General features: G+C 64.4%; 26 protein-coding genes. 11 read left to right on the plus strand and 15 right to left on the minus strand.

The genetic code is table 11. From position 1 onward, the window contains the following. Positions 1 to 166 precede the first annotated feature (166 nt). The 4 genes from B0G83_RS23185 (at position 167) to B0G83_RS23200 (ending at position 6,610) form a co-directional block, all read left to right on the plus strand. The gene (locus B0G83_RS23185) at positions 167 to 2,995 is read left to right on the plus strand and encodes a xanthine dehydrogenase family protein molybdopterin-binding subunit (RefSeq protein ID WP_105509730.1); all 2,829 of its coding nucleotides are present in this window, start codon (positions 167 to 169) and stop codon (positions 2,993 to 2,995) included. After that, the gene (locus B0G83_RS23190) at positions 2,992 to 3,777 is read left to right on the plus strand and encodes a (2Fe-2S)-binding protein (protein WP_105509731.1); all 786 of its coding nucleotides are present in this window, start codon (positions 2,992 to 2,994) and stop codon (positions 3,775 to 3,777) included. Before B0G83_RS23185 ends, B0G83_RS23190 begins: the two co-directional genes overlap by 4 nt. After that, complete coding sequence (locus tag B0G83_RS23195; protein WP_105509732.1) at positions 3,774 to 5,069, plus strand: cytochrome c; 1,296 nt, start codon at positions 3,774 to 3,776, stop codon at positions 5,067 to 5,069. The genes B0G83_RS23190 and B0G83_RS23195 overlap by 4 nt, the downstream gene beginning before the upstream one ends. 527 nt (positions 5,070 to 5,596) lie before the next feature. After that, positions 5,597 to 6,610 carry a peptidoglycan DD-metalloendopeptidase family protein gene (locus B0G83_RS23200; protein WP_181157042.1) on the plus strand — a complete coding sequence of 338 codons (1,014 nt, stop codon included), beginning with the start codon at positions 5,597 to 5,599 and terminating at the stop codon, positions 6,608 to 6,610. A 141-nt stretch (positions 6,611 to 6,751) separates the two neighbouring features. Here the strand turns inward: B0G83_RS23200 and B0G83_RS23205 are convergent, their stop codons facing one another. Further along, positions 6,752 to 7,570: an alpha/beta fold hydrolase gene (locus B0G83_RS23205; protein ID WP_105509733.1), complete on the minus strand. Its 819-nt coding sequence runs from the start codon at positions 7,568 to 7,570 to the stop codon at positions 6,752 to 6,754. 426 nt (positions 7,571 to 7,996) lie between these two features. Continuing rightward, complete coding sequence (locus B0G83_RS23210) at positions 7,997 to 8,395, minus strand: hypothetical protein (protein ID WP_105509734.1); 399 nt, start codon at positions 8,393 to 8,395, stop codon at positions 7,997 to 7,999. A gap of 363 nt (positions 8,396 to 8,758) precedes the next feature. Between B0G83_RS23210 and B0G83_RS23215 the strand changes: the two genes are divergently transcribed. From B0G83_RS23215 to B0G83_RS23225, 3 genes are read left to right on the plus strand one after another with little or no spacing between them, the layout of a single operon-like run. Further along, on the plus strand, positions 8,759 to 9,214 hold the full coding sequence (locus tag B0G83_RS23215) for a (2Fe-2S)-binding protein (protein WP_105509735.1): 456 nt from the start codon (positions 8,759 to 8,761) through the stop codon (positions 9,212 to 9,214). Position 9,215: 1 nt separating this feature from the next. Then, positions 9,216 to 11,459, plus strand: a complete 2,244-nt coding sequence (locus B0G83_RS23220) for a xanthine dehydrogenase family protein molybdopterin-binding subunit (RefSeq protein ID WP_105509736.1) — start codon at positions 9,216 to 9,218, stop codon at positions 11,457 to 11,459. 13 nt (positions 11,460 to 11,472) lie between these two features. Continuing rightward, positions 11,473 to 12,771: a cytochrome c gene (locus B0G83_RS23225; protein WP_105509737.1), complete on the plus strand. Its 1,299-nt coding sequence runs from the start codon at positions 11,473 to 11,475 to the stop codon at positions 12,769 to 12,771. 101 nt (positions 12,772 to 12,872) lie between these two features. Here B0G83_RS23225 and B0G83_RS23230 read toward each other — a convergent pair whose 3' ends face one another. From B0G83_RS23230 to B0G83_RS23260, 7 genes are all read right to left on the minus strand, one after another. Further along, a complete protein-coding gene (locus B0G83_RS23230; protein WP_105509795.1) occupies positions 12,873 to 13,529 on the minus strand; it encodes an amino acid ABC transporter permease in 657 nt (218 codons plus the stop codon). Positions 13,530 to 13,531: 2 nt separating this feature from the next. Next, entirely contained in the window at positions 13,532 to 14,290 is a 759-nt protein-coding gene (locus B0G83_RS23235; RefSeq protein WP_105509738.1) for an amino acid ABC transporter permease, read from the minus strand. A 95-nt stretch (positions 14,291 to 14,385) separates the two neighbouring features. Then, entirely contained in the window at positions 14,386 to 15,210 is an 825-nt protein-coding gene (locus B0G83_RS23240) for a transporter substrate-binding domain-containing protein (RefSeq protein WP_105509739.1), read from the minus strand. 54 nt (positions 15,211 to 15,264) lie between these two features. Continuing rightward, positions 15,265 to 16,338, minus strand: coding sequence for an ABC transporter ATP-binding protein (locus B0G83_RS23245; protein WP_105509740.1), 1,074 nt, complete (start codon positions 16,336 to 16,338; stop codon positions 15,265 to 15,267). A gap of 60 nt (positions 16,339 to 16,398) precedes the next feature. Continuing rightward, positions 16,399 to 17,286 (minus strand): ABC transporter permease, encoded by an 888-nt coding sequence (locus tag B0G83_RS23250; RefSeq protein ID WP_105509741.1) that lies wholly within the window; start codon positions 17,284 to 17,286, stop codon positions 16,399 to 16,401. Next, complete coding sequence (locus tag B0G83_RS23255; protein WP_105509742.1) at positions 17,283 to 18,239, minus strand: ABC transporter permease; 957 nt, start codon at positions 18,237 to 18,239, stop codon at positions 17,283 to 17,285. The genes B0G83_RS23250 and B0G83_RS23255 overlap by 4 nt, the downstream gene beginning before the upstream one ends. Beyond that, positions 18,236 to 19,330 carry a PotD/PotF family extracellular solute-binding protein gene (locus tag B0G83_RS23260; RefSeq protein WP_105509743.1) on the minus strand — a complete coding sequence of 365 codons (1,095 nt, stop codon included), beginning with the start codon at positions 19,328 to 19,330 and terminating at the stop codon, positions 18,236 to 18,238. Before B0G83_RS23260 ends, B0G83_RS23255 begins: the two co-directional genes overlap by 4 nt. A 505-nt stretch (positions 19,331 to 19,835) precedes the next feature. Here B0G83_RS23260 and B0G83_RS23265 point away from each other — a divergent pair. After that, complete coding sequence (locus B0G83_RS23265) at positions 19,836 to 20,729, plus strand: LysR substrate-binding domain-containing protein (RefSeq protein ID WP_105509744.1); 894 nt, start codon at positions 19,836 to 19,838, stop codon at positions 20,727 to 20,729. A 26-nt stretch (positions 20,730 to 20,755) separates the two neighbouring features. On the opposite strand, the gene B0G83_RS23270 is transcribed toward B0G83_RS23265, so the two are convergent. Further along, positions 20,756 to 21,838 (minus strand): calcium:proton antiporter, encoded by a 1,083-nt coding sequence (locus B0G83_RS23270; RefSeq protein ID WP_105509745.1) that lies wholly within the window; start codon positions 21,836 to 21,838, stop codon positions 20,756 to 20,758. Between the two features lie 275 nt (positions 21,839 to 22,113). Beyond that, positions 22,114 to 22,476 (minus strand): BON domain-containing protein, encoded by a 363-nt coding sequence (locus B0G83_RS23275; RefSeq protein ID WP_105509746.1) that lies wholly within the window; start codon positions 22,474 to 22,476, stop codon positions 22,114 to 22,116. A gap of 360 nt (positions 22,477 to 22,836) precedes the next feature. On the opposite strand from B0G83_RS23275, the gene B0G83_RS23280 reads away from it, so the two are divergent. Together B0G83_RS23280 and B0G83_RS23285 are read left to right on the plus strand one after the other, a co-directional pair. Then, complete coding sequence (locus B0G83_RS23280) at positions 22,837 to 23,484, plus strand: DNA-3-methyladenine glycosylase (RefSeq protein WP_105509747.1); 648 nt, start codon at positions 22,837 to 22,839, stop codon at positions 23,482 to 23,484. Positions 23,485 to 23,756: 272 nt separating this feature from the next. Then, the gene (locus tag B0G83_RS23285) at positions 23,757 to 24,101 is read left to right on the plus strand and encodes a DUF4148 domain-containing protein (protein ID WP_105509748.1); all 345 of its coding nucleotides are present in this window, start codon (positions 23,757 to 23,759) and stop codon (positions 24,099 to 24,101) included. 37 nt (positions 24,102 to 24,138) lie between these two features. Here the strand turns inward: B0G83_RS23285 and B0G83_RS38705 are convergent, their stop codons facing one another. Next, positions 24,139 to 24,291, minus strand: coding sequence for a hypothetical protein (locus B0G83_RS38705; RefSeq protein ID WP_181157044.1), 153 nt, complete (start codon positions 24,289 to 24,291; stop codon positions 24,139 to 24,141). 104 nt (positions 24,292 to 24,395) lie between these two features. Then, on the minus strand, positions 24,396 to 24,839 hold the full coding sequence (locus B0G83_RS23290) for a CBS domain-containing protein (protein WP_105509749.1): 444 nt from the start codon (positions 24,837 to 24,839) through the stop codon (positions 24,396 to 24,398). A gap of 271 nt (positions 24,840 to 25,110) precedes the next feature. Here B0G83_RS23290 and ribA point away from each other — a divergent pair, with 271 nt between their 5' ends. Continuing rightward, a complete protein-coding gene (ribA, locus tag B0G83_RS23295; protein ID WP_105509750.1) occupies positions 25,111 to 25,764 on the plus strand; it encodes a GTP cyclohydrolase II in 654 nt (217 codons plus the stop codon). Positions 25,765 to 25,828: 64 nt separating this feature from the next. Here ribA and B0G83_RS23300 read toward each other — a convergent pair whose 3' ends face one another. Together B0G83_RS23300 and B0G83_RS23305 are read right to left on the minus strand one after the other, a co-directional pair. Further along, on the minus strand, positions 25,829 to 26,035 hold the full coding sequence (locus B0G83_RS23300; protein ID WP_105509751.1) for a hypothetical protein: 207 nt from the start codon (positions 26,033 to 26,035) through the stop codon (positions 25,829 to 25,831). A gap of 24 nt (positions 26,036 to 26,059) precedes the next feature. Continuing rightward, on the minus strand, positions 26,060 to 26,971 hold the full coding sequence (locus B0G83_RS23305) for an NAD(P)H-binding protein (protein WP_105509752.1): 912 nt from the start codon (positions 26,969 to 26,971) through the stop codon (positions 26,060 to 26,062). Between the last annotated feature and the right edge of the window lie 28 nt (positions 26,972 to 26,999).

A 26,999-nucleotide genomic window follows, 5' to 3' on the forward strand; every position in this document is an offset into this window, starting at 1 on the left:
GGGCGCGCATGAGCGCTCGTGGTTCGAACACCTCCTTCGTGGTTCCACTGCCGTCCCGCACGCATGCGCGTGCGTGTCAGCGCGCGCGTCGTCGCGCGTGCGGCGGCGGGGGCATCGCATGGGTTCCGCCGACGGGTTGCCGCCGTGTTCACTTAAGGAGAAGTCCATGGGGAAACTCGACCTTTCGCGTCGTAGTTTTCTGAAGGCCAGCGTCGTGGCGGGTGTGTCGGTGTATCTCGCGCCGATGGGCAGCCGCGCATTCGCTGCGTTGTTCGAAGAAAAAATTCTGACGCCGATGCAGTGGGACGCGGCCAACGGTCAGGCGAAATTCCGTATCGACGGGATCGCCAAGGTGACCGGTTCGAAAGTGTTCGCCCGCGACATTCGCGCCACCGACATGCCGCACTGGCCGCAGCAGCAATCGCATGCGTTCATTCTGCGCACCACGCAAGCCGACCGCAGCTACGAAGGTTTCGACCTGTCGCTGCTCGGCGCCGATCTGCAACCCGACCGCGTCGTGACGGCGGCCGATCTAACCCGCGACGGGCTGATCTTCCCCGCCTTCTACGGCGACGACATGCTGCTGCCGCCGGGCAAGACGCCCGCGTATCTCGGCCAGGCGGTCGCGATCCTGATCTATCACGACTTCGCGCGTTTCCGCTTCGCGAAGAACACGCTGAAGTTCCAGGATCAGATCATTCGCTACGGCGCGCAAACCGGGCCGCTGGAACGCGACCCGTGGGGCACGTTCCGCTTCGTGCGAGTCGGCGGCAAAACGCCCTATGACGACGATGTCTTCTCCAGCCTGAAAGACGCGCCGGTGTTTCCGAGCATGATGCGTAAGCACCAGCCGGTGTGGCCGGACGGCGTCGAGCACGGCAAGCTCGACGAGCAGGGCATGTTCCATGCCGCGCAAATCCAGCAGGACCTCGATCACCCGTCGGCGGACTGGCTGGTAATGGAGCGCCAGTACAACACGCAGTCGATCGATACGGCCGCGCTCGAGCCCGACAACGCGAACTGCTGGTACGACGCCGCGACGCAATCGCTGCATATGGTGGTGCCGACCCAGGCGCCGTCCGAGGTGGTCGACAGCGCGGCCGGCATGGTCGCGAAGTGTGCGTTCCCGGTGAAGAACCTGTTCATTCACCCGTGCTACACGGTCGGTTACGGCTCGAAAGATCACTTCAACGTGCCGTTCTACGGCCTCGTCTGCGCAATGTACGCGGACGGCCGTCCGGTGCGTCTCGCCAACGACCGCTACGAGCAGTTCCAGACTTCGTTGAAACGCCACGCGTTCAGAATGAACTACCGCATCGCCGTCGATAAAAAGACCGGTCTGCTGCAATCGTTCAAGGCGGAGATGGAAGCGGACGGCGGCGGGCGCTGCAACTTCTCGCCTTCCGTGGCGATGGTGGGCGCGACCGCCGCGCAGTCGATCTACTATTTCCCGAGCAACGATCTGTCGGCGGTGGCGATTGCGTCGCGCGCGATCGACGCCGGCTCCGCGCGCGGCTACGGCACGCTGCAGAGCATGGCCGCGACCGAAATGATGATCGACGAAATCGCCGCGCAACTGAAGCTCGATCCGATCGATTTCCGCCTGAAGAACGCGTTGCGCTCCGGCATGAAGAACACGCAAGGCGCGGTGCCGGCCGGCGCGATTCGCGTGGACGACGTGTTGAACAAGGCCAAGGTGCATCCGCTGTGGGTGAATCGCGCGAAGCGCAAGGCCGAGTTCGAAGCCGCGCATCCGGGCAAGCGCTATGGCGTCGGTTTCGCGTGCGTGCAGAAGGACTTCGGCACCGGCGCGGAGACCTCGTTCGCGAAGGTCGAATTCAGCGCCGATGGCAAGATCGGTTTGCAGCACACGGCCGCCGAAATCGGCACCGGCATGTCGACCTCGCAGGCCGTGGCGGTCGCGAAATGGCTCGGCAAGCCGGCCACCGACGTCCACGTCGCGATCACCGACTGGCCGGATCTGCCGGTCGTCACGAGCGGCGATCCGTACATGATGTCGCAGGCCGATCAGGATAAGCTCGCGGCCAATCCGCGCTGGTCGCCGGGTTATGCGTCGCCGTCGAGCGCGACGAATTCCGCGTTCTATTTCACGCACAGCACGCGCGAAGCGGCGCGGGTCGTGTTCGCGCATGGCCTGTGGCCGGCGGCGATGGCGATCTGGAGTCAGGGCGGCGGTGGCGGTCAGGCCGCGCCGCTGGTGGTGCGGATCGAAGATGCGCGCTGGATCGACGGCAAGCTGTCGGCGGCGGGGCTCGAGGCGCTGCCGTTCGAACAGCTCGCGAAGAAAGCACACGAACTCGGTCTCGTGACCGGCGCGACCGTGCACGTGTTCAACCGCTGGCAATGGACCGAAGCGGACTTCGAGATCGACGGCGCGATCGAGCGCTTGCCGCTCGACGGCCTCGCACTGCGCTACGGCGACAACGCACGGGACGACCGCAAGAAGCTGCAAACCACGGCGAATCGTTACCGCGTGCTGGATCGACAGCGCGTGTTCATTCCGCCGGTCCAGCGCAACAACGCGGCCGTGACGTACTACAGCGCGGTCGGCACGCTGGTCGAACTGTCGGTGCATGAGGCGAGCGGCAAGGTCGACTTGCTCGCGCATCACTCGATCATGGAGTGCGGCAACCAGATCTCGCCGCAACTCGTCTCGGGCCAGTTGCAAGGCGGTCTGGCGATGGGCATCGGCCACGCGCTGCACGAGTACCTGCCGTTGTACGAAGACGGTCCGGGCAACGGCACGTGGAACTTCAACCGCTACCACTTGCCGCGCGCGACGGACGTCGCCGTCTGGACCCAGACCGGCGAAGTGCTGCCGCCGCTCACCGAGACCGACCCGCCGAAGGGCATTGCCGAAGTGGTGATGATTCCGGTGGTCGGCGCGATCGTGAATGGGATCGCGCACGCGATCGGGCATCGGTTTACCGATCTGCCGGTTACCCCGCAACGTATTCAGGAGGTGCTCGCATGACAGCCCCCAAACAAAATTCGACTCACGCCGCGAGCCAGACGGGTGCGGTGGCGGCGGCTTCCGGTGTGGTGGCTGTTGCTGGTCCGGCTTCGGCAGCGAGCGCGGCTTCTGCAGCGAGCGCGGCTTCTGCCGCTGCTCAGGCTCAGGCATCCGCGCCAGCTTCGGCTTCCGCCGCATCCGCCGGCGTTGCCGCCGGCGCGCCGGCCGCGGGTGCGGTCGAGCGTCCGTTGACGCATTTCCGCACCTTGCCGTTGTCCATCAAGGTCAACGGCGAGATCGTCGGTCCGACCGACGTGCCGGCCGGTCTGATGATGATCGACTACCTGCACGAGTATCTGCATCTGACCGGCTCGCGTCTCGGCTGCGGCCAGGGCATCTGCCACGCATGCGTGGTGATCGTCGACAAACCGGACGGCACCAGCGAAGAAGTGCGCACCTGCATCACCGGCGCGAATTTCTTCCACGGCAAAACCATTCGCACGATCGAAGGCCACGCGAAGCGCAATGAAGCGGGCGAGGTGATCGGCATGTCGCCGATCCAGCAGAAGTTTCTCGAGCACTTCAGCTTTCAGTGCGGCTACTGCACGCCGGGTTTCGTCAACGCGGCGACGGTATTGATCGAGCGTCTGCAGCGTCAGCCGGTTGCCCGCGACAAGGTCGAGGCCACCATCACCGAAGCGCTGAACGACCACATCTGTCGCTGCACGGGTTACGTGCGCTACTACGAAGCCGTCAAGGAAGTCGTGTTGACGACGCCGGGCCTCGTCAAGGAAGCCGCATGATGCGCCGCCCGATCACTCTGCGCCGCGCGCTGCTTTTGCTTGGCGCGGCGCTCGCGTTGAGCGCGTGCGGCAAGCACGACGATTCCGCCGCGATGACCGCCGCCGCCGCGTTGGGACCTCAATCCACCGCCGCCGATCCGCTCGCGCGCGGCCGCTACCTCGTGAAAGCCGCCGATTGCGCCGCCTGCCACACCACCTCGGACGGCGCGCCGTTCGCGGGCGGCGTGAAACTGGCCTCGCCGTTCGGCACCTTCTACGGCACCAACATCACGCCGGACAAAGCGCACGGCATCGGCAACTGGAGCGCCGACGATCTGTACAAGGCGCTGCACGACGGCGTGACGCCGACCAAACAGCTGTATCCGGCGATGCCGTACACGTCGTACCGTCAGTTGTCGCGCGCGGATAGCGATGCCATCTACGCGTATCTGATGGCGCAGAAACCGGCCGCCGTGCCGAACCACGAACCCGAACTGTCGTTCCCGTTCAACATGCGTTTCGGCGTGCGCTTCTGGGACTGGGTGTTCCTGAAAGACGCGTGGCCTGACGCGTCGAACCAGGCGTCGGCTCAGGGCGCTGCCGCCACCGGCTCGGCGGACTGGTATCGCGGCCGCTATCTGGCAAGCGCGCTCGGCCATTGTGCCGAGTGCCACACGCCGCGCGGCAAGTTCGGCCAGCTCGACGGCGCGAAGCCGCTGGCCGGCGCGGCGCTCGGGCGGATCGCGGCGCCCGACATCACGCCGCACGGTCTGGCGGCGCGTGGCTGGACCGCCGCCGACCTGCAGACGTTCTTCGCCACCGGCATCGCGCCGCAAGGCTCGGCGTTCGGCGAGATGTTCCCGGTCGTGCACCTGAGCAGCCAGTACATGACGCACGACGATCTGCGCGCCATGTCCACCTACCTGCTCGGCGATCAGCCGCCAGCGCCGCAACCGTTGCAGTCGCTTCAGTCAGGTTCGGCCGATGCCGCGCAGCTCGAAGCGGGACGCAACGTGTATCTCGCCGTGTGCGCCGGTTGTCACGGCATCAACGGCGAAGGCAAGCCGCACGTCGCGGTGCCGATGCACGCCAACTCGACGCTGCGGCAGAGCGATGCACACAATCTGATCGTGGCGATGCTCGACGGTCTCGGCGCGCAGGACTTCCCGGGCCTCGAACGGATGCAGGAGATGCCGGGTTTCGCCACGCAACTCAGCGACGAAGAACTCGCGCAGCTCGCGAACTATCTGCGTGCGACGTGGGGCGGACAACCTGCCGACGTCACCACGGATGCGGTAAAAGCGTTGCGATGACGTGATGGCGCGGTGAGTTCAGCCGTGCCGACCTGCTCGAACCGTGCGCGCCGTTCGCTTGCCGGCACGCTCGTCTCTCCCCGTTCCGGGTTCCCTTTGCGCCGTGAAAACGATTCAAGTTTTCACGGCGCTTTGCCGTTAAAGCAAAAGTTACCGACTCATTGCCGAGGTATTGCCGTTTCCGTTGCACGCGCAACGATGTCCGCAATACCGCGGGTAAGGTTTGTATCAGATTGTGTGGAGCGGAGCGTTTTCTGTGAGACGCACTTTACAATTCCGCTGGAATTTTAATCGGCAATCTGGCCCCTTTCGCAGAAGATCGGCTGTTTTGGGGTGAGTCCGCATGAGGTGGGCTTCCCGGGCATCGATGATCGAGCAGGGGCGGGTTGTTCGGCAGGACATGGGATGAGCGTCGCACGAGGCGGCCTCGCCGTGTCGCGAAGATAGGCCGCGCGGCGTACGAACGCGCGCATCGCACGCGACAAGGCGTGCATCCGGTCCGCCATTGAAAAAGGCAGGAGTCGGACATGGTGGAAAAGCGTTTCGACAGAACAATCAAGGCCAGTCTGGCCGGCGTGTGGGTCGCGCTGGCCGTCAGCGGTTGTGCGAACGTCGGGCAGCAGGGCGCGACGGCGGATACGGCGGCCGCTTCGGCGGTGCCGGCGGTCAATGCGTCGGCCGCGACGGCGACGAGCAGCGCGCCGTTGACGATCGATGCCAACGCGGGGGCGCCGCTGAAGAAATCGCCACCGCTGGTTTATCGCGTCAAGCGGGGCGATACGCTGGCGCGTATCGCGCAGCATCATCATTGCAGCGTCCGGCAGTTGCAGGCGTGGAACGGGTTGAAAAGCAAGTCGCGGCTGAAGTTGGGGCAGGTGTTGCATGTGGCGTCGCCGGAAACCGTGCGGGCCGTGAATGCGGCTAACGCCGCGGCGGCGGCTTCGGCCAAGGCGGCAGCGGCTTCGGCGGCAAGCGCGCCGGTGGCGCAGCAAGTGGGCGCTTCGGCGAATTCGGCTTCGTCGGCTTCAACGGCGGCTTCGGTTGCAGCGCTGGCAGCGGCGTCGGCACCTCAGGCCACCCCGGCCGCCGCCGCGCAAGCGGACTCAGCCGCACCGAGCGCCGCCGAGGCACGCGAAGTCGCGCAGCAAACCGCGCGGCACGCGAACGGCGTGGCGCTGGCATGGCCGGCGGGCGGGCGCGTTGTCGAAGGATTCCAGGCGGGCGAGACGCGCGGCATCGAAATTGGCGGCAAGCCGGGCGATCCGGTGCGCGCCGCCGCCGACGGCAAAGTGATGTATGCCGGCACGGGTTTGAACAGCTACGGCAGTCTGATCATTGTCCAGCACAACAAGGACTTTCTGACCGCCTACTCGCATAACCGCAAGCTGCTGGTTAAGACCGGCGACATCGTGCGGCAGGGGCAGCAGATCGCCGAGATGGGCGACGAAAACAACTCGCGCGTCTTCTCCGTGGGCTTTGAGTTGCGCCGCGACGGCAAGCCGATCGATCCGATGCCTTACCTGCCGCAAGGACGCGGTTAAGGCCGCGCTTTAGGGCGAACCCGCTTAGGAAAACCTCTCGTGCGTCACGAAGGCGCGGCGAATGACGCGCCTTCACGCAAACCCGCACAACCCTCGGCGGCGTTCAATCCGGCGCGTGAGGACGCGGCTTGGCTCACGTCCTCAGGCAAGCCCGCGCAGCACCGCGGCGACAATCGCCTCCGGCGCGTCTTCCTGCATCAGATGGCCGGCGTTCGGCACCGCCTGAAAGCGCGCGCCCGGAATCGCCGCAGCCAGCTGACGGCCACGCGCCAGCGGAATCCACTGATCCTCCTCGCCCCACAGAATCCGCACCGGGCAGCGCAGTTGCGCATAGCGCGCTTCGACCTCGTCGGTAAAGCGCTGATCCATCTGCGCGATCTGCCGGTAGAACGCGGTCTGTCCCGTCGGGCCGAGCCATGGCGTCACATACGGCGCGAGTTCGCGTTCCGGAATCTCACGCGCAATCGCGCCGCGTAGATAAGCCTTCACCACCGCTTCGTGGATGTAGGGCGGCAGCCCGGCAAACGCATCGCCGTGGTCACGCACGTGGCGCACGAAGGGCGAGCCCCACGGCGCGACCGCCACCGGATCGATCAACGTGAGGCTGCGGTACTCGCAGCCGTCGATCAGATGCGCGCGTAACGAAGTCGCCCCGCCGAAATCATGCGCGACCACGTCCGGCTTCTCCAACTGCCAATGCGTGAGCAACGCCGCCAGCAGCACGTTCTGTATGCCGAGCGAGACGTCTTGCGCATCGCGTTGTTCGGATTGCCCGTAACCGAGCAGATCGTAGTAGTAGACCGTGTGTTTTTGCGCGAGATGCGGCGCGATGCGATGCCACACATACGAAGAAAACGGCGTGCCGTGAATCAGCACCAGTGGCGGACCGTTACCGGTCACGTTGAAGCGCACGGTCTGATCGCGGAATGAGTAGGTTTTGGGGAGTGGCCAGTTTGACATGGCAATGAACCTCGCGAGACAGTCGGCTTAACCTGGCAGGGCGCCGTGAAGCTTGCTGACCGGGTTTTCGTGGCGGCCGGCACGTGGTTCCCGAAAAAGCTCACCTTGAGTTTGTTCAGCAAAACCAGGCAAATTCAATTCGGCGCCACCCGCGTATCGATTCAATCCGCAAGCATCGGATGCTGGCGACGCCCACTCTTACGAATCGCGCATAAATCGGCTTGAAATAAGGGCTTGTTACGTCGGCTGACTACCAGGAAGCCTGGTAATCGTTGGTAGCTATATTCAATCAGACCACGTTCAGCCGATCAAAAGCACGCTGCTCAACGGTGAGGAAATTCGGGAGCCGGCAACGCGCACCGCGTAGTCGAACTTGCCGACGCGCATCATCCGACGCCGGCCCGAAAAACCATCACACCCCACCGCTCACTTTTCCGTCACGCCGCGCAGCAACTGCGCGACCTGCCCATGGTGATGCAGAATCGCCGGATCGGCCTGCAGTAACGGCAGATAGCGCGGCAGAAAAATGTTGTTCGGCGCCTCGGGCGAGAAAAGTCCCGTGACCGCTTCGGCCGCGCCGACGCGGTCGGCGGCGTCGGCTTCCTTGTCGTCGAGGATTTCGTCGACGCTCGCGATTACCGTCGAGAGCGGCGTGAGCCAGCGAAACCCCGAGCCGTTGATGAGCACCTGCAGAAACGCCGCCGGCGTCACGGGACCGAACTCCTTTTCATACGCCGCGCGTTCGTGGTCGAGAATCGCTTTGTGCAGCGACAGCAGCGGTCGGCGAATGTCCGAGAGGAATTGAGTGCATTGCTGGTCGTTCATCGTGCTGCTCCTTCGGATAGTCAGGCCGGATCGCATCCGGCATTCGGGTGTTCGGATACTCGGGTACGCGCAATCGGTTCAAACCGGAACCATGCTAGCAAAATCGGCGGCCCATGACCGCTAAAGCATTCCAACGGGCCATGCCCGCATAGGGGTCGCTGCGCAATTATTTATCCGCGACTACAATTTGCCGATCACTTCCGGCGCGTTCGCGCCATGCATCGAATGCCTGTTTGAACTGAACGCGAGCCGCCGCGCGTATTAGTCCGGCTTATCGAATAAACGCGGCAAGGCTCACTGTTTTGGTTCGACGTCTCTGTCTAAACAGCCTCATCAACAATAAACCCCACCCGGAGCCGCTCAATGACAACCCTGAATATCAACGGCGAAACGCATACCGTCGACGCCCCGCCCGACATGCCCCTGTTGTGGGTCTTGCGTGACCTCGTCGGTTTGACCGGCACCAAGTTCGGTTGCGGCATCGCGCAATGCGGCGCTTGCACCGTGCATCTCGACGGCGTCGCGGTGCGCTCGTGCGTATTGCCGGCCGCGGCGGTCGGCGACCGCAAGATCACCACGATCGAGGCGGTCGGCAGCACGCCCGCCGGCCAGAAAGTGCAGCAGGCCTGGCGGCAACTGGACGTGGTGCAGTGCGGCTACTGTCAGTCCGGGCAGGTCATGTCGGCGGCTTCGCTGCTGACCAGCAACCCCAATCCCAGCGACGCGGATATCGACGCCGCCATGGCCGGCAACATCTGCCGCTGTGGGACGTACAACCGCATCCGCGCGGCGATCAAGCAAGCCGCGAAGGGAGCCTGACATGTCCCAGGGATTGCTCGATGCAGGTAACGGCGCACAGGCGTCTGGAACAAAGGCGGGGCGCGTGTCGCGCCGCACGTTTCTGAAATTCGGCGTGACGGTGGGCGCGGCGGCCGGCGGCGGTTTGCTGCTCGGCTTCAGTCTGCCGGCGGCCAGCCAGGATCAGAAGGCCGGCAAATCGGTGATTGGCGGCGATGGGGTCGAGACGCCGCAAAGCGGCGTGTTCGCGCCGAACGCGTTTATCCAGATCGACACGGCGGGCAAGGTCACGCTGGTGATCCCCAAGGTCGAGATGGGCCAGGGCGTCTACACATCGATTCCGATGCTGATCGCCGAAGAGCTCGAAGTGCCGCTCGACTCGGTCACGGTCGATCACGCGCCGCCCAACGAAAAGCTCTTCATGGACCCGCTGCTCGGCGGCCAGCTGACCGGCGGGTCGACGTCGATCCGCTACGCGTGGGAGCCGATGCGCCGTGCCGGCGCCGCCGCGCGCGTGGTGCTGATCCAGGCGGCCGCGCAGCAATGGCAGGTCGATCCGGCAAGCTGCCACGCGCAGGCCGGCCAGGTGATCCATGCGGCCAGCCAGCGCAGCCTCGGCTACGGTCAACTGGTGGACGCCGCGGCCAAACTGCCCGCGCCGCAAAACGTGCCGCTGAAGAATCCGAAAGACTTCAAGCTGATCGGCACGTCGGCCAGGCGTCTGGATTCGCCGGAAAAAGTCGACGGCACCGCCCTGTTCGGGCTCGACGTGCGCGTGCCCGGCATGGTCTACGCGGCGATCGCGAACTGCCCGGTGTTCGGCGGCACGCTCGCGAGCGTCGACGATACCAACGCGAAGAAGATTCCCGGCGTGCGCCAGATCGTCAGGATCGACAACGCGGTCGCGGTGATCGGCGACCACACGTGGGCCGCCAAACGCGGCGTGCAGGCGCTCGACATCAAATGGAACGAAGGCGCGGGTGCGGCGATTTCGATGCAGCAGATCGTCGGCGATCTCGCCAATGCATCGCAGCGCAACGGCGCGGTGGCACGTAAGGACGGCGACGTCGGCAACGGCTTTTCGAACGCGAAGACGCGCGTCGACGCGGTGTATCAGCAGCCGTTCCTTGCGCACGCCACCATGGAGCCGGTCAACTGCACGGTGCATGTACGCCCCGACGGCTGCGACGTCTGGCTCGGCTCGCAGGTGCCGACGCGGGTCGTGGATGCGGCGGTGGCGGTCACGGGTCTGCCGGCCGACAAGATCGTCGTGCATAACCATCTGATCGGCGGCGGTTTCGGCCGGCGGCTCGAATTCGACATGGTCACGCAGGCGGTGAAAGTGGCCAAACAGGTGTCGTCGCCAGTGAAGGTGACGTGGACGCGCGAAGAAGACATTCAGCACGACATGTACCGGCCGTACTACTACGACAAGATTTCCGCCGGGCTCGACGCGAACGGCAAGCCGATCGCGTGGCAGCACCGCATTGTCGGCTCGTCGGTGCTTGCGCGCTTCGCACCGCCCGCGTTCAAGAACGGTATCGATCCCGACGCGGTCGAAGTGGCCGCCGACCTGCCGTACGACCTGCCGAATCAACTGATCGATTACGTGCGCCAGGAACCGCACGCGGTGCCGACCGCGTTCTGGCGCGGCGTGGGTCCGACGCGCGGCACCTTCGTGGTGGAGAGTTTCATCGACGAACTCGCGGCGCAGGCCAAGGTCGATCCGGTCAAATATCGTCAGGATCTGCTGGGCAAGACGCCGCGCGCGCTGAACGTGCTGAACGTCGCGACACAGTCGGCCGGCTGGGGTAGTGCGCTGCCGAAGGGCCAGGGCCGCGGCGTGTCGGTCATGCACGCGTTCGGCAGTTTCTTCGCGATCGTCGTCGATGTGGCGGTCGAGCAGGGCGAGGTCGCGGTGAAGCGGGTGGTGTGCGCAGTCGATTGCGGCATGGTGGTGAATCCGAACACGATCGAAGCGCAGGTGCAGGGCGGCATCATCTTCGGGATCACGGCCGCGCTGTACAGCGAGATCACGATCAAGGACGGCCGCGTCGAGCAGAACAATTTCACCGACTACCGGATGCTGCGGATCGACCAGGCGCCGCCTATCGAGGTGCATATCGTGAAGAGCGGCGAGGCGCCCGGCGGCATCGGCGAACCCGGCACGGCGGCGCTCGCGCCGGCGCTCACCAACGCGATCTACGCGGCCACCGGCAAACGGCTGCGGCACCTGCCGGTCGGCAGCCAACTGCAAACCGCCTAACCGGAGCCCGATCATGAAAAACACACTGAAGGGTGTCGGTGCGGCGTTGTGCGTCGCGTTGCCGTTGTTGGCGCTGAGCCAAGGTTCGGCGCGGGCCGCCGCGCAAGCCGCCGATCCCGCGCTGGTGCAACGCGGCGCCTATCTCGCGAAGGTCGGCGACTGCGTGGCCTGTCACACGGCGCCGAAGGGCAAGCCGTTCGCGGGCGGCCTGCCGATGACCACGCCGATGGGCCAGATCTACACCACCAACATCACGCCCGATCCGAACACCGGCATCGGCGGCTATACGGAGGAAGACTTCGCGCGGGCAATGCGCGAAGGCGTCGCGAAAGACGGCCACAACCTGTATCCGGCGATGCCGTATCCGTCGTATGCGAAGGTCGACGACGACGACATGAAAGCGCTGTACGCGTATTTCATGGGCGGCGTGGCGCCGGTGCAGCAGGCGAATCGCGAAGCGGACATCAAGTGGCCGTTGAACATGCGCTGGCCGCTGAAGTTCTGGAACATGGTGTTCCTGGAGAAGGGCGCCTATCAGAACAAGCCGGGCAAGGACGTGGCGTGGAATCGCGGCGCATACCTGATTCAGGGTCTCGGCCACTGCGGTTCGTGCCACACGCCGCGCGGCATCGCGTTCCAGGAGAAAGCGCTCGACGAAAGCGGCAGCGCATTCCTGACCGGTGGCCTGCTCGACGGCTGGTTCGCGGCGAATCTGACCGGCGAGCACAACGTCGGGCTGGGGCGCTGGAACGATCAGGATCTGCAGGCGTTCCTGAAGACCGGTGCGAATCGCCATGCGTCGGCGTTCGGTTCCATGACGAGCGTGATCAACAACAGCACGCAAGGTCTGAACGATACCGACATCGCCGCGATGTCGACGTATCTGAAGTCGTTGCCGCCGGCGGGCGGCAGCGGTGCGCCGCCGTACGCGTACGATCCGCAGGCCACCAAAGTGTCGTTGAACCGTCCCGCGAACGACGCCGGCGCACGCGTCTACACCGCGTATTGCATGCACTGTCACGGCGTCGACGGACGCGGCTTCGCGCCGATGCTGGCGCCGCTCGCAGGCAATCCGAACGTGCTCGAGAAGGACCCGTCGTCGCTGATCAACGTGACACTGAACGGCACGCAAGATCTGGTGATCGGCGGCATTCCCGCGCCGTATCCGATGCCGAAGTACGCGCCGGTGCTCAACGACCAGCAGATCGCCGACGTGCTGAGTTTCGTGCGGGCCGGGTGGAACAACGGCGCGCCGGTTGTTAGCGCGGCCGAGGTGGCGAAGCTGCGCAAGTCGACGCAGGCGGCCCGCTAGTGACACGGGCTTAGCGCTGCGATAGTTGGGCTGTTAAAAAAGCGGTAACCGTGTTCGCCACACGGTTACCGCTTTTTCATTGAAGCCGCGTGAGCGGCGCCTCACCGATGCTGTCCCACCTTCTGTCGTTTCTCCAGCACCCGCGCGTACCAGGTCAATGGGAAACACATCGCGAAGTAAATCATCGCGACCATGCCGTAGATCGGAAACGGGCGGAACGCGGCGTTGGTGATCATCGAGCCGGTCTTGGTCAATTCGGTGAAGCCGATAATCGACGCGAGCGCCGTGCTTTTCACGACCTGCACGAGAAAACCGACGGTCGGCGCCACCGCGATTTTCAGGGCCTGTGGCCACACGATATAGCGCAACTGCTGGCTGAACGTCATGCCGAGACTCGCGCCCGCGGCCCACTGACCGCGCGGCACCGCTTCGACACAGCCGCGCCAGATATCGACCAGATACGCGCTCGTATAAAGCGTGAGCGTGACGGTTGCCGCGACCCACGGTGAGACGTCGACGCCGAGCAGGGGCAAACCGAAGAACGCGAGGAAGAGCTGCATCAGCAGCGGCGTGCCCTGAAACACTTCGACGTACACGATCACCACGCGCCGCAGCCAGGCGATCGGCGACACGCGCAGGGCGAGCAGCATCAGCCCGACGATACCGCCGCCGACAAACGCGATCAACGACAGCAGCACCGTCCAGCGCGCCGCCAGCAACAGGTTACGGGCAATGTCCCACAGGGTGAATTCGACCATGATCAGCGCTCCGTGGGCAGCGTGCGGGCGCCGCGCCACATCAGGCGGTCGCGCCAGTTACGCGGCGCGTTGCCGTTGCCATGATTGCTACCGCGCGCCGCCCGGCCCGCGAACAGGCCGCGCCCGAAGCGGTTGAGCAGTTGCCGCAAGACGATCGACAACACCAGATACGTGATCGTGATAATCACGTAGCTCTCGAACGAACGGAAGTTACGCGACTGGATGAAGTTGGCCGCGTAAGTGAGATCGGGCACCGAGATCTGCGACACCACCGCCGAGCCCAGCATGACGATCAGCACCTGGCTCAGCAGCGCGGGAAACACGTTGGCGATCGCCTGCGGCAGCACCACGAAGCGGAACACCTGGCGACCCTGCAGGCCGAGCGCTTGCGCCGCCTGCACCTGGCCGCGCGGAATCGAATCGATCCCGGCGCGCACGATCTCGATCGCGTAGGCGCCGAGATTGACGGTCATGGCCAGAATCGCGGCCTCTACTTCGTCGATATGAATGCCGAGGCTCGGCAAGCCGAAGAACACGAAAAACAACTGCACGATGAACGGCGTATTGCGGATCAACTCCACATAACTCGCCACGACCCAGCGCGCCCATTTCGGCCCGGCCACCGCAATGCTCGCGCCGCCGATGCCGACCAGACCGCCGAGCACGGTAGAGACGGCGGTGAGCCCGAGCGTGACGGCGGCGCCGCGCACGAGCATCCCCGCATAGAGGCCGAAGCCGCTGAAATCGAACGCATAAGTCATGGCGTGGCGCTCATCGTGAGGTCAGACTCCGCCGCGTTTCCGTGCCCCGAAGCCGTCCTCTGAAGGGATGCCTCGGGCGGGTCGCGCAAAAAGTGTTAGAGGTCGGCCGGCAGCGGCGCGCGCAGCCACTTTTGCGAAATCGCATTCATGGTGCCGTCCTTGCGGGCCTTGGCAATCACGTCGTCGACTTTTTGCTTCAGGCGCGGCTCGTTCTTGTTCAGACCGACGTGATCCGGCGAACTGAACAGCGAGAATTTCTGCTCAGGATCGTTCGCGGGATGCCGCGCGAGAATCGTCGCGCCGACGTCGTTGCCGACGACCATCAACTGTACCTGACCAGAAAGGAACGCCGATATTGCGCCGTTCGGATCGTCGAATCTTTTGATGTTGGCGGAGGGCGGGGCGATCTTGGTCACGCTCAGGTCTTCCAGCGTGCCGCGCGCGACCGAAATCGACTTACCGGCGAGGTCGGCGGCGTTCTTCACGGGCAGCGACTTCGGACCGAACACGGCGAGGTAGTACGGCGCGTACGGTTGCGAGAAGTCGATCACCTTGTCGCGCTCTGGCGTCTGTCCGACTGAAAGCAGCATGTCGGCCTTGTGGTCGGCCAGATAGGCCATGCGGTTGTCGCCCGTTACCTGCACGAGTTCGACCTTGGCGTTGAGCGCCTTGCCGATCAGATTGGCGACGTCGATGTCGTAGCCTTGCGGCTTCATGTCCGGACCGATCGAGCCGAACGGCGGGTAATCCTCGAACACGCCGATGCGCACCGTGCCCGATTTGGCGATGCTGTCGAGCGCGTCGGCCTGCGCGGCCGACGAAAACGCGCACAGCGCGCCGACGCCGGTGAAAGCCAGCGCGGCGGCGAGCGTCGCGAACACGCGGCGCGTGCTGGAGTGGGCGGATTGCGCTTGGGTCATGGTCTTTCCTCTGTCGAGTGGATCGGTATTGGAATAGGTTTTAGTGAGCGCGCGTCAATGCGCGGCGCGCGCGGCGATCAGTTTGCACGCGTGCGATGGCAATTCCGCGAGCACCGGCATGCCGAGCGTGAGCCCCGGCGTTTCGCGCGGCGTGGTCGCGGCGGTCAGCGTGAAGCCGGCGCAATCGATCGTCGCTTCGAGCGATGCGCCGACGTCGCGAATAAACGTCACCGTGCCGGCCAGCCGGTTCGGTGCGGCGCTGTCCGAAGCCGGTTTGACGCACACGTCCTCGGGGCGGATCAGCAGGCGGATGTCGCTGCCGGAGGCCGGCATGCGCGCGGTTTGCGCCACGCTGATGCGCCGGCCGCCGGGCAGATTCACGCCGCCCGCGCCGTCGTAAGTGACCGGCAGGATATTGCCGAGCCCGATGAAATCCGCCACGAACTCGCTCACCGGATCGCGATAAATATCCAGCGGTTTGCCGACTTGCGCAATCCGGCCTTTCTCCATCACGACGATTTCGTCGGCCATGGTCATGGCTTCCCGCTGGTCGTGCGTGACCATGATCGTCGTGATGCCCAGGCGCTGTTGCAGCAGACGGATTTCCATCTGCATCGCCTCGCGCAGTTTGGCGTCGAGCGCGGAGAGCGGCTCGTCGAGCAACAGCAGTTTCGGCTGGGACGCGATCGCGCGCGCAATCGCCACGCGCTGGCGCTGGCCGCCGGAGAGTTGCGTGACCGGTCGGTTCGCCATATGCGGCAACTGGATCAGTTCCAGCAATTCGGCGACGCGGCGCGTCTGCTGATCCCTGGCGGTCTTGCGTAATTTGAGCGGATAGGCGACGTTCTGCGCGACCGTCATGTGCGGAAACAGCGCGAGCGACTGGAACACCATGCCGAAGTCGCGCTGATTGGCCGGCAGACGCGTAATGTCACGGCCCGCGAAATGAATGCTGCCCGACGTCGGCGTTTCCAGGCCGGCGATCATCCGCAGCAACGTGGTCTTGCCGCAGCCGGACGGGCCGAGAAAGCACACCAGCTTGCCGTCGGGCACGCTCAGATCGACGCTGTCGACGGCCTGCGCCGCGCCGAAGCGACGGGTCACGGCTTGCAAGGTCAGATGGGTCATCGAATGCTCCAGCAAAGAGGTGTCACGGTTCGCCTGTTTCCCGTGCAGCGCAAGCGGCGCTCAAAGGGCCACGCCTTCGTCGCCGACCAGCTTTTCGAGCAGCCAGATCAGCGCGAAGTCGATCGCGACGATGAACACCGCGAAACAGAACACGGTCGGATCGAGCGACGACACCGTGCGGCTATACAGCCACACCGGCAAGGTCATCGTATCGATGCCATACAGGAAGAAGGTCACCGTGAACTCGTTGAACGAGACGATGAACGCGAACAGCATGCCGGCGAGAATGCCGGGGCGCATCAGCGGCAGGATCACGTCGACCAGCGCGCGCAATGGGCTCGCACCCATCACGCAGGCGGCTTCCTCGAACTCGGGGCCGATCGAGGCGACCGAGGCCGCGCAATTCTTCACCGTGAACGGCAGCGCCAGAATCACGTGCGCGATGATCAGGCGGAACACGCCGAGTTCGACCGGCAGCACGTTGAACACCAGCAGCAGCGACAGACCGAGCATCACGAGCGGATAGACCAGCGGCAACGCCACCAGTTGTTCGACCGCCGGCTTGCCGCGAAAACGGTAACGGCTCAGCGCGTAGGCGGCGGGCACGGAGACGAGCGTGGCGAACAGCATGGTTGAAAGCGCAACGATCAGGCTCGTGCTCAACGCGGCGCCCATGGAGAGGGAGTCGCTCGCGTCGGGCGACACGAAGCTGTGCCACGCCGCGCGATACCAGTGCAAGCCGTAGGCGTGCGGCGGGAATTCGAGCGTGTCGGCGGCGCTGAACGACATCGCGATCATCGTGAGGATCGGCAATGCGGCGAGAAACAGCACGATCGCGGCAAGCAGCGCGGCCGCCTTGCCGAGTTGGCCCGGCATGGTCGCGGCGGGCCAGCGCGGCAACAGCGGCGGACGGGGCTGAAGCGCCGCGCGGCGAACGGGCGTGCTCATGCGTGGGGCTCCTCGGCGAGACGCTGGGTACGGCGCACGAGGCGCTGCGACAGCGCCATCACCGTCAGCGTGGCGATCATCAGAACGACACCCGATGCGGACGCCGCCGGCCAGTTCAGCAAGGGCGCGACCTGATCGTGGACCAGCACCGCGAGCATCGGCACGCGCCGTCCGCCGAGCAGCAGCGGCACGGCGAAGGCGCTGGCGTTGTACGCGAATACCAGCAGCGCGCCCGACACCAGACCCGGCATCGCCAACGGCAACAACACGTGACGCAGCGTTTGCCAGCGCGTCGCGCCGAGCGTCGCCGCGGCTTCCTCATACGAGCGGGAGACCGCGCGCATCGCGCTGGAAAGCGGCAGCACGGCGAGCGGAAAGGCGGTCTGGATCAGGCCGAGCAACACGCCGTTCTCGCGATACAGCCACATCAGCGGACGCTGCACGAGCCCGCTGCCGAGCAGCGCGTGATTGAGCAAACCGGCCGGGCCGAGAATGATCAGCCAGCCATAGCCTTGCAGCAGCAGATTGACGAGCAGCGGCAGCAGCACGCCGGCCAGCAGCAAGCGGCGCGCGAGCCGCGATTGGGTGCGCGCCATGGCGAGCGCGACCGGAATGGCCAGCAGCACCGCGCAGATCATGCTTTGAAACGCGAGCTTCAACGTGAGCCACAACGACTTCAGGAAGTAACTGTCGAGCAGGTCGGCGTAGTTTTGCAGCGTGAAGCCGCGCCATTCGTTGCCCTGCGTGCCGAAGCTCATGCGCAGCACGACCAGTGCGGCCGCGCCGAGCACCGCGAGAAACAGCAGGATCGGCGCGAGTAGCAGCCATGGGCGCGCTTTTTCCAGCGCGGTGGCCGCGGGCGCGTCCGGAGCGAGAGACGCGGCGTCGGAAGCCGCCTCTCCCTGCGCCGCCGACGAAGCACGCCGCGAAAAGCGCGCGAGCATCGGCGTCATGCCGAGAAAATTTCGGTGTAACGCTTGATCCACGCCGGCTGTACGACCGCGAGCGCCTTGTCGTCATGCAACACGGCTTTCTCGGCGATCTGCTTCGGGCTCGGCACGAACGCGCGGCTCTCGGCCGGAATCACGGCTTTCGAATTGACCGGGCCGTTCAGCACGTCGGCGGCCATGCGGCCTTGCACGCCCGCGTCGAGCGAATGGTTGATGAAGGCGTGGATCACGTCGCTGTCGCCCGGATGCGATTTGGGGATCACCGTGAACATGAGTTGCGTGGCGAAGCCTTCTTTCATGCCGTACGTCACGCCCATCTTGTATTCGGGCTTGCGGATCTGATCGGGGAAAAAAGCCGGCGAGTAAATCCCGCCGATATCGAGCGAACCGGTGCGGAACAGATCGGCCACCTGGTTCGGGTTCTCGCCGAGCGTCATCACGCGGTCTTTCAGTTGCATCAGCTTCTTGAAGCCCGGCTCGATGTTCTGTTGCGAACCGCCGTTCATCTTCGCCGCGATGATCGCGAGGTCGACCGCTTCGGCCCATTCGGGCGGCGGCAGGAACAGGCGGCCGGCGTACCTGGAATCCCACAGCGCTTCGTACGAGGTCGGTGCGCTCTTGACCGTCGACGTGTTGTAGATCAAGCCGTCCGACCACAGCAGGTAGCCCACGCCGAAACCGTTCGCGCCCGTGCGGTACTGCGGCGCGACGTCCTTCAGATTGGGCAGCTTGTCGAGGTCGGGTTTCATCAGCAGACCGGCGTCGCCGAGACCCGACGCGCCCACGCCGGCCAAAGTGATGACGTCGTAAGTGGGACGATCGCCCGTGGCCTTGAGCTTGGCGACCATGCCCGAGGTGCCGTCGGCGCGATCGGCGATCACCTTGCAGCCGGTCTTCGCGGTGAAGGTCTGGGCAATGTTGCGCAGCGCGGCGGCGCCGGTGTCGTCCGACCAGGTCAGCAGGCGCAAGGTCTTGCCGCTGAAGTTCTGTTCCTGCGCGCGCAGATTGACGAACGGCATCGGCAAGGTGGAGGCCGCCAGCGCCGCGCCGATCGCCTTGATGGCCTGCCTTCTACCCCGTTTGATCTCTTGCATGGCGGTCTCCCGTGTTGAACGCCTGTTGCCTGATGAAAATCGCTGTGACCGCTGCCGTCGCACCGCCCGATTGCGCGGTGCGTTGATGCACTCTAGGTTTGCCAAAATCCCTCAACAAACGAAATATGCGCATGACGGGCATGACGGAATCTCATGAGCCGAGCGTAGCGCGGCGACTGGGACGAATTCGCCGCGCGTAGCTAGAGCACCGAGGGCGGGGCGTATGCGGGTTAACGTCCACAATTTGCGCGCGCTTGAGGCCGGCATGGAGGTATGAGGAAAGCTCGGTTCTGGTGCGATGCTTCGGCGGCGTGCCCCGGCGTGGTGCGAAACGGCGTGTGCGGCGTGCCATTTTTGGGTAGGCATGAATTCAGCGCATGCGAGCGGGACGGTTCGGCCCTCGTGCGGGGCGGGTTGATCGCGTATCCTGTGGGCTTGACAGCGAGTTGGGCGGCGCCTGTCGCGTCGCCCACACAATGAATTTTCCTGATCACGGACCTCGCCGATGCGCCGCCTTCCGCCACTCAACGCGCTGCAGATTTTCGAAACCGTCGCGCGCCATCGCAGCTTTACGCGCGCCGCCGACCACTTGTGTCTGACGCAGGGCGCGGTTAGCCGGCAGATCATCGCGCTTGAGGATTACTACAAGTTCCCGCTCTTCAAGCGTCACGCGAAAGGCCTGACGCTTACCGCCGAAGGCGAAATGCTGCTGCCGGCCGTAAAAGAGAGCTTCGCGCGTATCGAGGAGATTTCGTTACGGCTCACGCGTCAGCGCACCGATCTCGCGCTGAAAGTGCCGACCTGCGTGATGCGCTGGATGCTGCCGAAAATCATGCGTTTCCAGGCCGAGTACCCGGATCTGCATGTGCAGATCACCACGACCTGGCAGCACGACATCGATTTCCAGAGCGAACCGTTCGACGCCGCGATCATCTACGGCTCGTCGCCGGGTGCGGGGGTGCAGGCGGTGCCGTTGTTCGAGGAGCGTCTGACGCCGGTGTGCGCACCCGATCTGCTGACGGACAAACCGCTCGCGCAGGTGGCGGACCTGGCGCGCCACACGCTTTTGCATCCCACGCGCGATCACCGCGACTGGAAGATGTGGCTCGCCAAAGCCAGCGAAGGCGACGCGGTCAACGCGCCGACGATCGACGCCGAGCACGGCCCGAGCTTCGACACGCTCGATATGGCCACCAATGCGGCGCTACAAGGCTTCGGCGTGGCGATCAGCGACCTCGCGCTGATCGACGAGGACGTCAGGGCGCGACGCCTCGTGCGGCCGTTCGATACCGTGCTGAAAACCGGCTGGCGCTATTACTTCGTGTATCCGGACTCGGTGGCGCATCAGCAGAAGCTGAATCTGTTCCGCGACTGGATCGCGGCGCATTGGGAGGAGTAGTTCAGTCCAAGCGTCAGGCCGAAGCATCAAGGCGCGAACGACAGGAACAGATACGCCGCGAACAGCGACAGATGCACGGCGCCTTGCAGAATCGTGGTGCGCCCGCTGCTCAGCGTGAGCGTGCCGACCAGCAACGTGAGGATCAGCAGCACGGTTTCCTTGCCGTCGATGCCGAGCATGAGCGGCTGGCCGTTCCACAGAAATACCGCGGCGACGGTCGGAATCGTCAAGCCGATACTGGCGAGCGCCGAACCGAGCGCGAGATTCATGCTGGTCTGCAAACGATCGGCGCGCGCCGCGCGCACGGCGGCGAGCCCTTCGGGCAGCAACACCAGCGCCGCGATCACGATACCCACCACCGCCGCCGGCGCGCCCGCGTTCTGTACCGCGGTTTCGACGATCGGCGACAGGATCTTCGCCAGCAGCACGACAGCGACAAGGCACACCAGCAGCAAGCCGCCGGCCGCGAGCGCGACGCCGACGCTCGGCGGCGACGCGTGAACGTCTTCGTCCGACGCATCGGCGAGAAAGTAATCGCGATGCCGCACGGTCTGCACGAACACGAACACGCCATACAGCACCAGCGACGACACGCCGGCAAAAGCCAGTTGCGAAGGCGACAGGATCGGGCCGACGCTAGTGGTCGTGTAGTTCGGCATGACGAGCGTCAGCACCGACAGCGACGCCAGCACGGCGAGCGCGGCCGACGCGCCGCGGCTCTGAAAATCCTGCTCGCGATGCCGGATGCCGCCCACCAGCAGGCAAATGCCGACAATGCCGTTGCAGACGATCATGACCGCCGCGAACACCGTGTCGCGCGCGAGTCCGGCTTTTTCCGGGCCGGAGGTGAGCATGACCGAGACGATCAGCGCGACCTCGATCACCGTGACGGCCACCGCCAGCACGAGCGTGCCGAACGGTTCGCCGACGCGATGCGCGACCACTTCCGCGTGATGAACCGCGGTGAACACCGCGGCGCACAGCGCCACGCCGACCAGCGCGAGCAGCAGGCCGTTGCCCGGCAGCGCATAGGCAAGCCCGAGCACGATCCACGCGACGAACGGCGCGGCAATGGTCCAGCGGGGCAAAACGGTCGCGGGCGTGGTCATTCGGGCTTCCTTTTCGATGCTTGCATGGAACGGGGCGCACGGCCGCCGTCTGGATCTTGAAGCGGGCGCAAATGCTAACGCATCGTGTCAACAAACCGCTCTAACGCATTAAATTATAAAGGATAGTTTTTGCAGCTAGTGTTTGATCGTGAGGTGATTGGGCCGCGGCAGAATCTTTGCATGGACGTTTCGACGACTCATAAACGGAAACGGGCGCCAATGCGTTGTGGTAACGCATTGGCGCCCGCGTAGAGCCGGCGACGGCTCGACGACGCTTACTGGCCGACCGGACGGATCGTCAGTGCGTTCTTGACCGACGTCACGCCAGCCACGCCTTGCGCGGCCGTCGTTGCCAGGTCGACCTGTTGCTGCTCAGGCACCGTGCCGGCCAGGGTCACTGCACCGCCGCGCGCGCGCACGGTGATGTTGTTGACGCTCAGGCCCTTGGTCTTCGACAGGGCGCTGCGGACCTTGCGGCCGAGCGCGCGGTTCGCTGCCTTGGTTTGCTTGGCGGACGGCGCCGACGATGCAGCCATCGGGGCCGCAGCCGTCGCGTCGCTGCTTTGCGCATACGCATTGAGGGACGCCAGAACGATCAGCGCGCCGCCGACCATCTTGATTGCCGTGAATGCTTTCATTCAACTTTCTCCTGTTGTCATGGATACGACGATCCCCGGATGGGGATGTGACCTTCGCCTGCGGATACATCGGGATCGACACTGAATGGAACGGTGCTGCGGGTCGTGCGAAGGCTTTCAAACTGCCTGCTGATTCAGGCTAACCGTGCCACGCGCAAGGCCTCAAGGGCTGTGCCGCGGGCCGGAAACACACGATACTCCAATTAGTGCCATGGTGAATGCGACGGTGCCAGGAAATGAGGTTCTGGTACAACGAATCGGCCGATCGCAACAGGCCGATGGCGTCGTATTGCTGACTGCGGCTTATCGCGCCAGCGTGCCGGAGTCAGTGCGCCGCGCATTCAAAACAAGGTCGACCGCATGCGAAAACCGTTGCTACCCATCGTGCCATTGCTTCGTGACGAATTACCGCTCGACACGGTCGAGTTGGCGCGTTTCATGATCGGCAAATATCTCGTGCGCGATTTGCCGGAAGGGCGCATTAGCGGCCGGATCGTCGAAACCGAAGCGTATCCTCTCGGCGATTCGACGAGTCACGCGTTTATCGGCCGTCGTCCCTACAACCTGCCGATGTTTCTGGCGCCGGGCTTTGCCTATGTGCGGCTGACGTACGGCGTGTCGTACATGCTCAACATGTCGGCGGAAGCGGAAGAGATCGGCGCGGGGATTCTGTTCCGCGCGATCGAGCCGCTCGAAGGTTTGCCGCTGATCGAAGCGCGCCGCCCCGGCGTGCCGCTGCGCGACCTCGCCCGCGGGCCGGGGCGGCTGACTACCGCGCTCGGCATCGGGCCGTCGTTCAATGGCTGTGATCTATGTAGTGGCCGCGACTTGTGGATCGGTGCGATCGAGCGTGGCGAGACGCCGGTCGGCGTGACGACGCGCATTGGCTTGTCGCGTGAGATGCATCGGCCACTGAGGTTTTTCGAACCTGGCAGCGCGTTCGTCAGCGGGCCGCGAAAACTACTGTTGCCGGCGCAGACCGTTGCGCCGAAGCGGGCGAAAAAATGACCGCCTGGCAATGAGCACCGGTCAAGGCGCCCGGTTCGGAAGCGTTTCGAAACGTCAGACACAAAGTGTTACGATTCCGACAATTATTACGGTAAGAGTGAAACATCGCGTCGGCTTTTCGGGAATTCATCGCGCATTCTTGCGAAATCAACAATTATGTATCTCGCAATTAAGGGTTTTCCCGAGACGATTGGCTGTCTAGACTTGGATCACTCGCTTCTCACAACGTGTGACGGGCGAAGCCAAAAAACCAAGTCTGGAGGTAAGCCATCATGAAGTCGCTCATCAAGGCAGTCGCCATCGCAGTCGTTCTCGCCGCTCCTGTCGCAGCGTTCGCTCAAGCGAGCCAGCAACCGGTGACCCGCGCCGACGTTCGCAACCAGTTGATCCAGTTGGAACAGGCCGGCTACAACCCGGCGAACAGCAGCGACCCGACGTATCCGGCCGACATTCAGGCCGCTGAGCGTCGCGTCGACGCACAGAACCCGGCAGTCGCGCAAACCCAGGAACCGGTTGCGGATACCAGCGGTTACGGTGGCGCGGTGAGCGGTTCATCGCAAGCGGGCGGCGTGGTGCAGCCGATGTCGGGTTCGAAGTCGGTGTATTTCGGTAACTGATCGGCCCGCGTGGTCTGGAATCAAAGACGTTAAAGCGTTAAAGCCGTTGCAGGATTAGCAGGGTGTGCGCCGTCAGCGACGGCGTACACGACATCGCGAAGCGTTTCAGCTTCGACGGTGCAAAGACGTAGACGTGAATTCGCGAGCGCGACCCGACGATCGGGTCACGCGCCGCGTGAACCCAGTTCAAAGAACCTCCGCTGCCGCAAGGTAGCTTCGCCCAACCTTTTGAAGGATTGGGCTTTTTTTGCGCTCCGGTTTTAGCGGCGGCGAGTGGGTGCGCCAGCGGTTTTCCTAGGGCCGCTCGCCGTGAATATAGAACTCGAGCTGCTGAATGGTGAACCGCTGTTCGGCAATGATGTTCTTCACCAGGTCGCCGATCGACACCATGCCGATCAGGCGATCGTTCTCGATCACCGGCAAGTGCCGCATGCGGCGCTCGGTCATGAGCGCCATGCAGTCGTCGGTGGTCTGGTCGGGGCGGACGAAGCGCACCGCTTTGCTCATGATGTCGCGCACCGGCGTGGCTTTCGACGACCGGTCCATCAGCACGACCTTGCGCGCATAGTCGCGCTCCGTGACGATGCCGGCGATGCCGTCGCCGTCCGTCACGACCAGGGCGCCAATCCCTTTTTCGGCCATCAGCTTGATGGCGTCGTAGACGGAATCGTCGGCCCCGACCGTAAAGACGACGGTGTTGTCAGGTTTAGTTTTAAGCAGCTGTGCAACGCTTGTCATGGAGCGGCTCCGTTTCGCAGTGCAGCATGCCGGCGTGGCGTGCTGTCGTGAGGGACAGGCCATTCCAGTATAGGCGTGGCGCGCTATCGGGGTACCCGGGAATACCTGTGGCGCGTCAGGCGTTCTATCGGTCAGCGCGGTCCAGCACACCAAGGCGCATCCGTGCGATCCGCATGGGCTTACGATGCGCCATGCCGTTTAGCGATAAACTCCTGTCTCATATCTAATCTCCCAGTTGATCGGGTTCATGTCAGCACCACTGTCTAACGCCATGCTCACGTCTCACGATCCGTCGCCCGCAGCAGACGGCGCACTCAACAACGGCGAATGCGTCATTCTCGATGCCACCGCCACGCTCCCCACGCGCTACGGCACGTTCACCTCGTACGTGTTTCGCGTGTGCGAAAGCGGTGCGGAACATCTCGCGCTCGTGATGGGCGACGTCTCCAACCAGTCGTCCGTGTTGACGCGTCTGCATTCCGAATGCCTGACCGGCGACGTGCTCGGCTCCTACCGTTGCGATTGCGGTGAACAACTCGACCTCGCGCTGCGCTATATCGCGGCCGAAGGCTGCGGCGTGCTGCTGTATCTGCGTGGTCACGAAGGCCGCGGCATCGGTCTGTCGAACAAGATCCGCGCGTATGCGCTGCAGGAGCAGGGACGCGATACGGTCGAGGCCAATCTCGATCTCGGTCTGCCGGACGATTCGCGCGAATACGATTCGGCGGCCGGCATTCTGCGCACGTTGAAGGTCACCTCGGTGCGTCTGATGAGCAACAATCCGGAGAAGTTCGACACGCTGTCGAAGCACGGTATTCCGGTCTGCGAACGGGTGGCGCTGGCGATTCCGATGCGTGAGGAAAACGAGCGTTATATCCGCACGAAGCAGGTCAAGTTCGGCCACTACTTCGACGAGAACGAATAAGCGGTTCATGCGCGCCGGCCGCCGTTGGTGAAACACGGCGGCCGGCGTTTTTGCCTCTACGCGATCAGAACAGGCCGAAGTCGTCGTTGCTGTCGGGAATGGCGTTGAGCACATCCCGCAGCGCGTGCCAGCCCAGCCATCCCAACAGACCGACCGATAGCGCCAGCCAGCGACGCGGGTTCGTTTGTCCGTATGCGCGTTTCAGTAGCGTTCCGTATTTCGCGGACGCGCGCGACTTCATCGATGCGTGCAGCAAAGGGCAGGTATGCATGCTGTCTCTCTTGACGCGCGCTGTTTAGCGCGAAACCGTGGTGGATGCCGCCGTCACCGCTGCCGGCAACATCGCCGCCAATGCCTGCGCCAGCGTCGTCGCCCCGAAATACCGTTCGCTGACGTCCGTTTCGACGTCGATCCGCCCGGCGTTATGCGCGTCGTACAGATCGACGATCAACCGCGCGTGCTGCTCGCCGAGACCGGCCGCTTGCAGCATGGCGTGCCACTCGCCACGCGGCACTTCACGCGCGATCACATGGCTGTGCGCCAATTCACCGACCGTGCGCGCGACCTCCGACGTGCTGACGCGCCGCTCGCTTTCGATACTCACCACGCGCGGCGACACGTTCAGCGCGCGGTCGTCGAGCAGCAGTTCGGCGGCGAGCGCACCGACGTCCTGCGCGGCGACGGTCGGATACCGCTTGCTCACCGGATGATGCAGGCTCGGCAGCACACCGCGCGCGAGCATCAAAGGCAGCATGCGCGTCCAGTTGTGCATGTGCTCGGCGGAACGCAGGAAAGTCAGTTGCGCATCGACGGCTCGCAGTTGCGCTTCGAAGTAGTGAAACAGCGTCGAGATGCCCGTGCCGCTTGCGTGTTCCGCGCCGTAGTCGGATAGCGCGAGAACGCGTTGCGGCGGATTCGCCTCCAGCGCGTCGACGCTCGAATTGATCATGCGCCGCATTTCGGCCGCCGGATCGGCGTGCGCGCGCGGCACCGGACACAAGATCTGCACCGCGTACGCGCCTTCGATCGCGCGCGCCACCGACGCCGTATCGAGCAGATCGGCAAACGCGATCTCGCAGCCGATCCGCGCGAGCGGCTCGCCTTGCAGGCGATCGCGGACCACCGCGCGCACCGCATGACCCGCTTCGCGCAAAACTGTCGCCGTTACTCTGCCGACCTGGCCGGCGGCTCCAAAAATCACGAACATGTTGATCTCTCCTGGTCCCATGCAAGGG

The organism is Paraburkholderia sp. BL21I4N1, assembly GCF_002973525.1.
Lineage (GTDB): Bacteria > Pseudomonadota > Gammaproteobacteria > Burkholderiales > Burkholderiaceae > Paraburkholderia.